Genomic DNA, 12,006 nt, shown 5'->3' with positions numbered 1-12,006 from the left:
GTCATCCGTGTTCTCATGGATGAGGAACCACCCAGAGACCGCTGGTCACCGTGCTTCGGCATGGTCGAAGGTCCCGCGACAACGGGCGACCCGCGTAGGGCGGCAAGCGTAACTCGGCAGTGAGCATGGTCCGCCGACCATGACGATCTGTTGGCCCTCGCCCCGTGCGCCCTGCGCCGGGGCTTTTTCGTTGTCGTGCTGCCTCCGCCCCCGTTCCGGCTTCGGCTGAGACGGGGACCAGCCTCGAGTAACGAGAGAGGAGGGACATGGCGGACAAGCCGATCCGGGCCGACAAGGCCACGGCCGTCGCTGAGCTGACCGAGAGCTTCCGCAGCTCGGGCGCCACCGTGCTGACCGAGTACCGCGGTCTGACGGTTTCCCAGCTCACCCAGCTTCGGCGCTCGCTCGGCGCCGAGACCAGCTACACGGTCGCGAAGAACACGCTGGCTAAGCGTGCTGCGACGGACGCGGGCATCACCGGCCTCGACGAGCTGTTCACCGGTCCTACCGCGCTGACTTTCGTTTCGGGCGACGTCGTCGAGGCGGCGAAAGGGCTTCGCGACTTCGCGAAGGCCAACCCGAAGCTCGTCATCAAGGGCGGTGTCTTCGAGGGCAAGGCCATTTCCGCGGCCGAGGTCACGAAGCTCGCCGACCTGGAGTCCCGCGAGGTGCTGCTGGCCAAGCTGGCCGGCGCGATGAAGGGCAACCTGAGCAAGGCCGCGGCCCTGTTCCAGGCCCCGCTGTCGAAGACCGCCCGTCTGGCGGCTGCACTGCAGGACAAGCGCGAGAAGGAGGGCGCCGAGGCGGCCTGAGGCCCCCACGGCGCACCAGTTCTTACTTAACAGAATCAGGAAAGGACGCCAGATATGGCGAAGCTCAGCACCGACGAGCTGCTCGACGCGTTCAAGGAGATGACGCTGATCGAGCTCTCTGAGTTCGTGAAGCAGTTCGAGGAGACCTTCGAGGTCACCGCCGCCGCTCCGGTCGCGGTTGCCGCTGCCGGCGGTGGCGCCGGTGGCGCTGCTGCCCCGGCCGAGGAGGAGAAGGACGAGTTCGACGTCATCCTCGAGGCTGACGGTGGCAAGAAGATCCAGGTCATCAAGGTCGTGCGTGAGCTGACCGGCCTGGGCCTCAAGGAGGCCAAGGACGCGGTCGAGTCCGCGCCGAAGGCCATCCTGGAGAAGGTCAACAAGGAGACCGCCGACAAGGCGAAGGCCAAGCTCGAGGGTGAGGGCGCCAAGGTCACCCTCAAGTGACCTGAGGCTCCACCAACGCGTACCCGGCTCGTGGGCCGGGACACCATCGCGTCGCGGCGGGCGGTGATCCGACACGGATCGCCGCCCGCCGTATTGGTGGATCTGGTCCCGACCGGTCCTGAGCTGGGCTCCGACCAGCGGCTGCGTCGACCGGAACGAGGATGGTGGGTCGCTCTCCCGTGGGAAACACGCGGCGAGGGAGATACCGGCCCTTGACGCGGCCCGGGGCTGCCAGGCACGCTGACACCAGCAAGACACCGCGCTTGCGACGGCCACGACGTGGGTATGACAGCGGCGGCACCATCGGCCGCGGTAACCCGAGCGGCCCAGTGGGGAGTTGCGTTCTGAGCGGCCCGGCAGACCCCGGTTGACGGGGGCCGAGGCGCGCTCCGCAAACAACCTGCGGGGTGGGCTGGACAGCGGTTAGCCTCTCGGCTACACTGCTAGTTTGCGCTGCCTTCCGACTTGACCCCTGCTCGGAAATGTCCGTTTACGGATATTTCTGGTGGGGTCATTGGAGTGCACGCGTACCAGCCGTTCTGCAGCACCGGTCCTCGGAAGGACGCATCTTGGCAGCTTCCCGCCCTGCGAAGACCAGTCGTACGTCGAGCGCATTCGCTCCCCGCCGAGTTTCATTCGGCAGGATCACCGAACACCTCGAGGTCCCCAACCTCCTTGCCATCCAGAACGAGTCCTTCGACTGGCTCGTCGGCAACGAGGCTTGGCAGGGCCGGTCGGCGGACGACCCGCACGCACGCTCGGGTCTCGCGGAGATCCTTGAAGAGATCAGTCCCATTGAGGACTTCTCCGGCACCATGTCGCTCTCCTTCTCGGCGCCGCGCTTCGACGAGGTCAAGGCCTCGATCGAGGAGTGCAAGGAGAAGGACCTGACCTACTGCGCTCCGCTCTTCGTGACCGCGGAGTTCACCAACAACACCACTGGCGAGATCAAGAGCCAGACGGTGTTCATGGGTGACTTCCCGATGATGACGCCCAAGGGCACCTTCGTCATCAACGGCACCGAGCGCGTCGTGGTCAGCCAGCTCGTCCGGTCTCCGGGCGTGTACTTCGACAAGCAGCCGGACAAGACCTCCGACCGCGACCTCTCCAGCGTCAAGGTCATCCCAAGTCGGGGTGCCTGGCTGGAGTTCGACATCGATAAGCGCGACACGGTCGGCGTACGCATCGACCGTAAGCGTCGGCAGGCCGTCACCGTCCTACTCAAGGCCATCGGATGGTCGGCCGAGCGGATCCGTGAGCGGTTCGGCTGGTCCGAGCTGATGATGACCACGCTCGAGAAGGACCACATCGCCGGCGCCGACGAGGCTCTGCTCGACATCTACCGCAAGCTGCGCCCTGGCGAGCCGCCGACGCGCGAGAACGCCCAGACCCTGCTCGACAACCTCTTCTTCAACCCGAAGAGGTACGACGTCGCCAAGGTCGGACGCTACAAGTTCAACAAGAAGCTCGAAGTCGACGTGCCGATCACCACCGGCACGCTGACCGAGGACGACATCGTCGCCACCGTGGAGTACCTGTGCCGGCTGCACGCCGGTGAGGACGGCTACGAGGCCGACGACATCGACCACTTCGGCAACCGGCGTCTGCGTACCGTGGGCGAGCTGATCCAGAACCAGGTTCGGGTCGGCCTCTCCCGCATGGAGCGGGTCGTCCGCGAGCGGATGACCACCCAGGACGTCGAGGCGATCACCCCGCAGACCCTGATCAACATCCGCCCGGTGGTGGCGGCGATCAAGGAGTTCTTCGGGACGTCGCAGCTGTCCCAGTTCATGGACCAGACCAACCCGCTGGCGGGCCTGACCCACCGGCGTCGGCTGAGCGCGCTCGGCCCGGGTGGTCTGTCCCGGGAGCGGGCCGGCTTCGAGGTCCGCGACGTGCACCCGTCCCACTACGGCCGGATGTGCCCGATCGAGACGCCGGAAGGCCCGAACATCGGTCTGATCGGCGCGCTGTCCACCTTCGCCCGGGTCAACCCTTTCGGCTTCATCGAGACGCCGTACCGGAAGGTTGTCGAGGGTCGGGTCACCGACCAGATCGACTACCTGACCGCGGACGAGGAGGACCGGTTCGTCAAGGCCCAGGCCAACGCGCCGCTGCGGGCCGACGGCACGTTCGCCGAGGATCGGGTGCTCTGCCGTCGTAAGGGCGGCGAGACCGAGGACGTCGTCCCCGGTGCCGTCGACTACATGGACGTCTCGCCCCGGCAGATGACCTCGGTCGCGACCGCCATGATCCCGTTCCTCGAGCACGACGACGCCAACCGGGCACTGATGGGCGCGAACATGCAGCGCCAGGCGGTGCCGCTGGTCAAGGCCGAGGCGCCGCTCGTGGGTACGGGCATGGAGTACCGGGCCGCGGTCGACGCTGGCGACGTGGTGGTCGCTGAGGTCGGCGGTGTGATCGAGGATCTCTGCGCCGACTACGTCACCATCCACCAGGATGACGGCCACCGCCGGACGTACCTGCTGCACAAGTTCCGCCGCTCCAACGCCGGCTCCTGCGTCAACCAGAAGCCGGTGGTCTTCGAGGGCGACCGCGTCGAGGCCGGTCAGGTCATCGCCGACGGGCCGTGCACCGACGAGGGCGAGATGGCACTCGGGCGCAACCTGCTCGTGGCCTTCATGACCTGGGAGGGGCACAACTACGAGGACGCGATCATTCTGTCGCAGCGCCTCGTGCAACAGGACGTGCTCACCTCGATCCACATCGAGGAGCACGAGGTCGACGCTCGGGACACCAAGCTCGGCCCGGAGGAGATCACCCGCGACATCCCGAACGTCAGCGAGGAAATGCTCGCTGACCTCGACGAGCGCGGCATCATCCGGATCGGTGCCGAGGTCGTCCCCGGCGACATCCTGGTCGGCAAGGTCACGCCCAAGGGTGAGACCGAGCTGACCCCGGAGGAGCGACTGCTCCGCGCGATCTTCGGTGAGAAGGCGCGCGAGGTTCGGGACACCTCGCTGAAGGTGCCGCACGGCGAGACCGGCACGGTCATCGGTGTGCGCACGTTCTCCCGCGAGGACGGCGACGAACTGCCGCCGGGTGTCAACGAGCTGGTCCGGGTCTACGTCGCCCAGAAGCGCAAGATCCAGGACGGCGACAAGCTCGCCGGCCGGCACGGCAACAAGGGTGTCATCTCGAAGATCCTGCCGATCGAGGACATGCCGTTCCTGGAGGACGGCACCCCGGTCGACATCGTGCTCAACCCGCTGGGTGTGCCGAGCCGGATGAACATCGGCCAGGTGCTGGAGACCCACCTCGGTTGGGTCGCCAAGACCGGTTGGAAGGTCGAAGGCGACGACACCGACTGGAAGCGGCAGCTGCGCTCGATCGACGCGCACGAGTCCGAGGGGGACACGAACGTGGCCACCCCGGTCTTCGACGGTGCCCGGGAGGCCGAGATCTCCGGCCTGCTGGCGTCGACGCTGCCCAACCGTGACGGCAACCAGCTGATCGGTTCCAGCGGCAAGGCACAGCTGTTCGACGGTCGTTCCGGTGAGCCGCTGCCGGACCCGATCGCGGTCGGCTACATCTACATCCTGAAGCTCAACCACCTGGTCGACGACAAGATCCACGCTCGGTCGACCGGTCCGTACTCGATGATCACGCAGCAGCCGCTGGGTGGTAAGGCGCAGTTCGGTGGTCAGCGTTTCGGTGAGATGGAGTGCTGGGCGATGCAGGCGTACGGCGCCGCGTACGCCCTGCAGGAGCTGCTCACGATCAAGTCCGACGACGTGCTCGGCCGGGTGAAGGTCTACGAGGCCATCGTCAAGGGCGAGAACATCCCGGAGCCGGGCATCCCGGAGTCGTTCAAGGTGCTGCTCAAGGAGCTGCAGTCGCTGTGCCTCAATGTTGAGGTGCTCTCCAGCGACGGTGTGGCCCTGGAGATGCGCGAGACCGACGACGAGGTGTTCCGGGCCGCTGAGGAGCTGGGCATCGACCTGTCCCGGCGCGAGCCGAGCTCGGTCGAAGAGGTCTGAGGTGAGCGGTCGGGGGCCGGCTCGCCGGCCCCCGACCCCACCCGAGAATTAGCAGTACAGACGACGACATAGGGGACATAGTGCTCGACGTCAACTTCTTCGACGAGCTGCGCATTGGTCTCGCCACCGCCGACGACATCCGTCAGTGGTCGCACGGCGAGGTCAAGAAGCCTGAGACGATCAACTACCGCACCCTGAAGCCGGAAAAGGACGGGCTCTTCTGCGAGAAGATCTTCGGTCCGCAGCGGGACTGGGAGTGCTACTGCGGTAAGTACAAGCGCGTCCGGTTCAAGGGCATCATCTGTGAGCGCTGCGGCGTCGAGGTGACCCGCTCCAAGGTCCGTCGTGAGCGGATGGGGCACATCGAGCTCGCCGCTCCGGTGACCCACATCTGGTACTTCAAGGGCGTTCCGAGCCGGCTGGGCTACCTGCTGGACCTCGCCCCCAAGGACCTCGAGAAGATCATCTACTTCGCCTCGTACGTCGTGACGAGCGTGGACGCGGAGTCGCGTCACCGTGACCTCTCGACGATCGAGAACGAGATCCTGGCCGAGAAGCGGCAGTCCGAGAACAGCCGCGACTCGGAGATCGAGAAGCGGGCCGCCAAGCTCGAGGCCGACCTGGCCGAGCTGGAGGCCGAGGGTGCCAAGGCGGACGTTCGGCGCAAGGTCAAGGAGGGCGGAGAGCGCGAGATGCGCCAGATCCGCGACCGGGCCCAGCGCGAAATCGACCGCCTGGACGAGGTGCTGGACACCTTCCGCAAGCTGGAGCCGAAGCAGCTGGTCACCGACGAGCTGCTCTACCGCGAGCTGCGCGACCGGTTCGGTGAGTACTTCACCGGTTCCATGGGCGCCGAGGCGATCAAGGCGCTGGTCCAGAACATGGACCTCGACGCCGAGGCCGAGAGCCTGCGGGAGACCATCCGGTCCGGCAAGGGTCAGCGGAAGATCCGGGCGCTCAAGCGACTCAAGGTCGTCGCGGCGTTCCTGAACACCCGTAACTCGCCGCTCGGCATGGTGCTGGACTGCGTCCCGGTCATCCCGCCGGACCTGCGCCCGATGGTGCAGCTCGACGGTGGCCGGTTCGCGACCTCGGACCTGAACGACCTGTACCGCCGCGTGATCAACCGGAACAACCGCCTCAAGCGGCTGATCGACCTCGGCGCGCCCGAGATCATCGTCAACAACGAGAAGCGGATGCTCCAGGAGGCCGTCGACGCGCTGTTCGACAACGGCCGTCGCGGCCGGCCGGTCACCGGTCCGGGTAACCGCCCGCTCAAGTCGCTGTCCGACATGCTCAAGGGCAAGCAGGGCCGGTTCCGCCAGAACCTGCTGGGCAAGCGCGTCGACTACTCCGGCCGTTCGGTCATCGTGGTCGGCCCGAAGCTCAAGCTGCACCAGTGCGGTCTGCCCAAGCAGATGGCGCTGGAGCTGTTCAAGCCGTTCGTGATGAAGCGGCTGGTCGACCTCAACCACGCACAGAACATCAAGTCCGCCAAGCGGATGGTCGAGCGTCAGCGCCCGGTCGTGTGGGACGTGCTGGAAGAGGTCATCGGCGAGCACCCGGTGCTGCTCAACCGGGCGCCGACCCTGCACCGTCTGGGCATCCAGGCCTTCGAGCCGCAGCTGGTCGAGGGCAAGGCGATCCAGATCCACCCGCTGGTCTGCACCGCGTTCAACGCCGACTTCGACGGTGACCAGATGGCGGTGCACGTGCCGCTGTCCGCCGAGGCGCAGGCCGAGGCGCGGATCCTGATGCTGTCGTCGAACAACATCCTCAAGCCGGCCGACGGTAAGCCGGTCACCATGCCCACGCAGGACATGGTCATCGGTCTGTACCACCTCACCCACCTCACCCCCGGTGAGAAGGGCGAGGGCCGGGCGTTCAGCTCGGACGCCGAGGCGCGGATGGCCTTCGACAACGGTGAGCTGCACCTGCAGGCGCCCGTGAAGATCCGCCTGCGTGGCGTGATCGGTGTCGACAACGGTGCCGGCTCCGAGGCGTGGACCGCCCCGGAGGGCTGGGTCGAGGGTGAGCCGCTGACCGTGGAGACCACCCTCGGTCGGGTGCTGTTCAACGAGACGCTGCCGCAGGGCTACCGCTTCGTGAACTACGAGATCCGCAAGGGTCAGCTCTCCGCGATCGTCAACGACCTCGCCGAGCGCTTCCCCAAGGTGGCGCTCGCCGCCACCCTGGACGGGCTCAAGGAGGCCGGTTTCCACTGGGCCACCTGGTCCGGCGTGACGATCGGCATGGAGGACGTCATCGCTCCGCCGCGTAAGGCGGAGATCCTGGCGAAGTACGAGAAGGAAGCCGACCGGATCGACAAGCAGTACCAGCGTGGTCTGATGACCGCCGAGGAGCGTCGCGGCGAGCTCATCGAGATCTGGACCAAGGCGACCAACGAGGTCGCCAAGGAGATGGACACCGCGCTGCCGCAGGAGAACCCACTGTGGAAGATGATTAACTCGGGTGCTCGCGGTAACCTGCTCCAGCTCCGGCAGATCGCGGCGATCCGTGGTCTGGTGGCCAACCCGAAGGGCGAGATCATCCCGCGGCCGATCAAGGCCAGCTACCGGGAGGGTCTGTCCGTGCTGGAGTACTTCATCTCCACGCACGGTGCCCGTAAGGGTCTCGCCGACACCGCGCTGCGGACCGCCGACTCGGGTTACCTGACCCGTCGTCTGGTGGACGTCTCGCAGGACGTCATCATCCGCGAAGAGGACTGCGGCACCGACCGGGCGATCCCGATGCAGATCGGCGAGAAGCTGGACGGCAAGCTCGTCGTCCACACCCACGCCGAGACCAGCGTGCACGCCCGTACCCTCGCCGACGACATCAAGGGGCCGGACGGCACCGTGGTCGCCGAGCGCGGTCAGGACATCAACTCCATCGGGGTCGACAAGATCGTCGCCGCCGGCGTGGAGACGGTCCGGGTGCGCAGCGTGCTCACCTGCGAGTCGAAGCTGGGCGTCTGCGCGGCCTGCTACGGCCGCTCGCTGCCGACCGGTAAGTCGGTCGACATCGGTGAGGCGGTCGGCATCATCGCCGCCCAGTCCATCGGTGAGCCTGGTACGCAGCTGACGATGCGTACCTTCCACACCGGTGGTGTCGCGGGTGAGGACATCACCCAGGGTCTGCCGCGTGTGCAGGAAATCTTCGAGGCTCGGGTCCCGAAGGGTAAGGCGCCCATCGCCGACACCCCCGGCCGGATCCGGATCGAGGACGGCGAGCGCTCGCGCAAGATCATCGTGGTGCCGGACGACGGCAGCGACGAGATCGTCTACGACAAGATCTCGAAGCGGGTCAAGCTCCGGACCCACGACGGCGGCCACGTCGCGGTCGGCGAGAAGCTGACCGAGGGCACCATCGACCCGCACGAGCTTCTGCGGATCATGGGTCCGCGGGCGGTCCAGGTCCACCTGACCAGTGAGGTCCAGGAGGTCTACCGCTCGCAGGGTGTGCTCATCCACGACAAGCACATCGAGATCATCATCCGCCAGATGCTCAAGCGGGTGACGGTCATCGACTCCGGCTCGACCGAGTTCCTGCCGGGTGTGCTCGTCGACCGGGCGCTGTTCGAGTCGGAGAACCGCCGACTCGTCTCGGAGGGCGGCGAGCCCGCCGCCGGTCGTCCGGTGCTGATGGGTATCACCAAGGCCTCGCTGGCCACCGACTCCTGGCTCTCGGCGGCCTCCTTCCAGGAGACCACCCGGGTGCTGACCGACGCTGCGATCAACTCGCGCAGCGACTCGCTGGTCGGCCTCAAGGAGAACGTGATCATCGGAAAGCTCATCCCGGCCGGTACGGGCATCAGCAAGTACCGCAACGTCCGGGTGGAGCCGACCGAGGAGGCCAAGGCCAAGGTCTACTCGATGACCGGGTACCCGGAGACCGACTACGGGTTCGGGCCGGCCAGCGGGCAGGCCGTGCCGCTGGACGACTTCGACTTCGGGTCGTACCGCTAAGCACCAGTTATCCGACGAGGCCCCCGGTGAAAGCCGGGGGCCTCGTCGTGTCCGTGCCCATCCAGCCCCGGGCCGAGTTCGGCATGATGGGGGGATGACGACCGCACCAGGGCAGGTGTCCGTCGCGCAGCAGGGCCTGCGCCACCCACTGGACCCGGACCCGGCCCGCGCCACCAAGGCACGGGCGGTCTTCGCGCTGGGCCTGCTCGGCATGCTGACCGGCTTGTTCATCGGCGGCGTGGTGCCGGCGACAGTGGCACTGCAACTGGCCCGCCAGGCGCGCCGCGAGGCGTACGCCTCGGGGGGTTTCCTGACCGGCGGCGCCTGGCTGCGACGGGGGGAGCGGATGGCCTGGGCCGGCCTGGTGCTGGTCGCGGTCAGTGTGGTGACCGCGGTGGTCATCGGGGTGGTCCGGTTGGCCGGCGCGCCGTTCGGCCACGACTACCCGGCGAACATGGACTGAGCCGCCCATGGCCGCGCCCGGCGCGGGCGACGGCGCTCGCGGCGGTAGCCTGGCCGGTGTCCGCCGGGTGTCGGTGGCGGCCTTTGCGACTGGAGGACCTCGTGACGGAACCGGCGCGGCCCCCTGCGGACGAACCGGCCGGCCCTCCGGACCCGACGCCTCCGTCCGAGCCGAGTGGCTGGGCGCGACCGGGCCCGAGCGACGAGCCGCAACCTCCGGTGCCCACACCGGGCACACCGCCGCCTCCGGCGCCGCACCCCGGCTGGGGTCCGACCGGCTGGAGTCCGACCTCACCGCCCGGCTCCGCTCAGCCGTATCCAGTCGCCAGCGCGCCGACCCCGGTGCCGCCGGGTTGGGGGCCGCCGTCGTCCGGGCCGGGGGTGCCGCCGGGTTGGGGGCCGCCGTCGTCCGGGCCGGGGGTGCCGCCGGGTTGGGGGCCGCCGGCGCCGGGTCATGCTCCTGGGTGGGGCGGGATGCCGGGGCATCCGGTGCGGCCGCCCACTGATGATCAACGCCGGCCGCCGAAGCGGGTGGAGTCGGTCTCCGGTACGCCGTTCGGTGTCGTGCACCTGGACGTGGCCCCGGTCACCTCCGGGTTGGCCATCGGGGCGCTGGTGGCGGGGATCGCGTCGGTGCTGGTCGCGCTGCTGGTGATCTGCTTCGGGGTGGCCTTCGTGGATGAGGGCGGGGCCTGGGCCTCCGGCGCGTTCGCCGCCCTCGGTGTGCTGTCCGGCGGGGCGGCGGTCGTCATCGGGCTGCTCGGCCGGCGGCAGATCCGCCGGCCGGCCGCGCCCTCCGCGGTCCAGTTCACCGGCCGCGGGCTGGCGATGGCCGGGATCAGCTGCGGCGCGGCGGGGGCCCTGCTCAGTCTCCTGGGCCTGGGTCTGGCGCTGCTGCTCGCTCTGGCGCGAGGGTGAGCACCGATCGTTTCGGCGCCGGACGGGGTTTTCCCGGGGATGGTCCAGGTGCCACCGGGGGCGATGGGTGGTTCTGCGGGGAAGCCGGTACACTTGTGTTCGTAGGTGCCCATCGCGGGCGACGGGGCAGGACGAGATCCGGCCGGCGGGTGTGAGACAACCGCCGGGCCATTCCGTTTTGACCTGGGCGGTTGTGGTAGGTACTCTTTCCCCTTGTGCCCGGGCATGCCCGGGCAACTCGTGCGTGCGCTGTTCCCGGCTTCCGGGCGGCAGCACGACAAGCCAAGGATCCGGGGCGGGGCAACCCGCGTGCCGGTGACAAAAACCCGGTACGCACGCGAGAGCGGCGCAACGGGGCCGTGACGAGGGCGACACGCCCGACCGCGGGTGCCGGGGTCATCGCAAGGCGACCCTGGTCGGAATGTAGGAGAGCCGGTCATCAGGCCGGCTAACGAGCAGACGGCGCGGCCGCGGATGCGGCCGAAGGGAGCGGAGAAACCCGGTGCCCACGATCCAGCAGCTGGTCCGAAAGGGCCGCCAGGCGAAGACGACCAAGACCAAGACCCCGGCGCTGAAGGGTTCCCCTCAGCGGCGCGGCGTGTGCACCCGCGTGTACACCACCACCCCGAAGAAGCCGAACTCGGCGCTGCGCAAGGTCGCTCGCGTGAAGCTCAGCAGCCAGATCGAGGTGACCGCCTACATCCCCGGCGTCGGTCACAACCTGCAGGAGCACTCGATCGTGCTCGTCCGCGGTGGCCGGGTGAAGGACCTCCCCGGCGTGCGTTACAAGATCGTTCGCGGCTCGCTGGACACCCAGGGTGTCCGCAACCGCAAGCAGGCGCGCAGCCGTTACGGCGCGAAGAAGGAGAAGAGCTGACATGCCGCGTAAGGGACCCGCTCCGCGGCGGCCACTGGTCGCTGACCCGGTGTACAACTCGCCGCTGGTCACCCAGCTGGTGAACAAGATCCTGCTGCGCGGCAAGCGTCAGCTCGCCGAGTCGATCGTGTACGCGGCCCTCGAGGGCTGCCGCGAGAAGTCCGGCACCGACCCGGTCGTCACCCTCAAGCGGGCGATGGACAACGTCAAGCCGACCCTCGAGGTGCGCAGCCGTCGTGTCGGTGGCGCCACCTACCAGGTTCCGGTCGAGGTTCGCCCGACCCGCGCGACCACCCTGGGTCTGCGCTGGCTGGTCACCTACTCCCGCGCCCGGCGCGAGAAGACCATGGTCGAGCGGCTCATGAACGAGCTGCTGGACGCGAGCAACGGCCTCGGTGCCGCCGTCAAGCGGCGCGAGGACACGCACAAGATGGCCGAGTCGAACAAGGCCTTCGCGCACTACCGCTGGTAACACCCTGGTTCCGGCGCCTTCGGGCGTCGGAACCGCCACCAGTTGAGTCGAG

General features: G+C 68.1%; 8 protein-coding genes. All 8 read left to right on the top strand.

The genetic code is table 11. The features are described from left to right. Positions 1 to 266 precede the first annotated feature (266 nt). The gene (gene rplJ, locus ACIBF8_RS21670; RefSeq protein ID WP_238645346.1) at positions 267 to 812 is read left to right on the top strand and encodes a 50S ribosomal protein L10; all 546 of its coding nucleotides are present in this window, start codon (positions 267 to 269) and stop codon (positions 810 to 812) included. A gap of 54 nt (positions 813 to 866) precedes the next feature. Next, positions 867 to 1,256, top strand: coding sequence for a 50S ribosomal protein L7/L12 (rplL, locus tag ACIBF8_RS21665; RefSeq protein WP_030329874.1), 390 nt, complete (start codon positions 867 to 869; stop codon positions 1,254 to 1,256). Positions 1,257 to 1,825: 569 nt separating this feature from the next. Next, complete coding sequence (locus ACIBF8_RS21660; RefSeq protein ID WP_396785115.1) at positions 1,826 to 5,257, top strand: DNA-directed RNA polymerase subunit beta; 3,432 nt, start codon at positions 1,826 to 1,828, stop codon at positions 5,255 to 5,257. 80 nt (positions 5,258 to 5,337) lie between these two features. Beyond that, entirely contained in the window at positions 5,338 to 9,225 is a 3,888-nt protein-coding gene (locus tag ACIBF8_RS21655; RefSeq protein ID WP_396785113.1) for a DNA-directed RNA polymerase subunit beta', read from the top strand. Between the two features lie 94 nt (positions 9,226 to 9,319). After that, positions 9,320 to 9,688, top strand: coding sequence for a hypothetical protein (locus ACIBF8_RS21650; RefSeq protein ID WP_396785112.1), 369 nt, complete (start codon positions 9,320 to 9,322; stop codon positions 9,686 to 9,688). 530 nt (positions 9,689 to 10,218) lie between these two features. After that, on the top strand, positions 10,219 to 10,605 hold the full coding sequence (locus ACIBF8_RS21645; protein WP_396785243.1) for a hypothetical protein: 387 nt from the start codon (positions 10,219 to 10,221) through the stop codon (positions 10,603 to 10,605). A 502-nt stretch (positions 10,606 to 11,107) separates the two neighbouring features. Beyond that, positions 11,108 to 11,482: a 30S ribosomal protein S12 gene (gene rpsL / locus ACIBF8_RS21640; RefSeq protein ID WP_007465318.1), complete on the top strand. Its 375-nt coding sequence runs from the start codon at positions 11,108 to 11,110 to the stop codon at positions 11,480 to 11,482. Position 11,483: 1 nt separating this feature from the next. Continuing rightward, the gene (gene rpsG, locus ACIBF8_RS21635) at positions 11,484 to 11,954 is read left to right on the top strand and encodes a 30S ribosomal protein S7 (RefSeq protein WP_007465317.1); all 471 of its coding nucleotides are present in this window, start codon (positions 11,484 to 11,486) and stop codon (positions 11,952 to 11,954) included. Positions 11,955 to 12,006: the final 52 nt, after the last annotated feature.

The sequence above is a fragment of the Micromonospora sp. NPDC050276 genome (assembly GCF_044459545.1).
GTDB lineage: Bacteria > Actinomycetota > Actinomycetes > Mycobacteriales > Micromonosporaceae > Micromonospora.
Note: the sequence above shows the minus strand (reverse complement) of the source record. Positions and strands in the feature narration are given on the sequence as shown.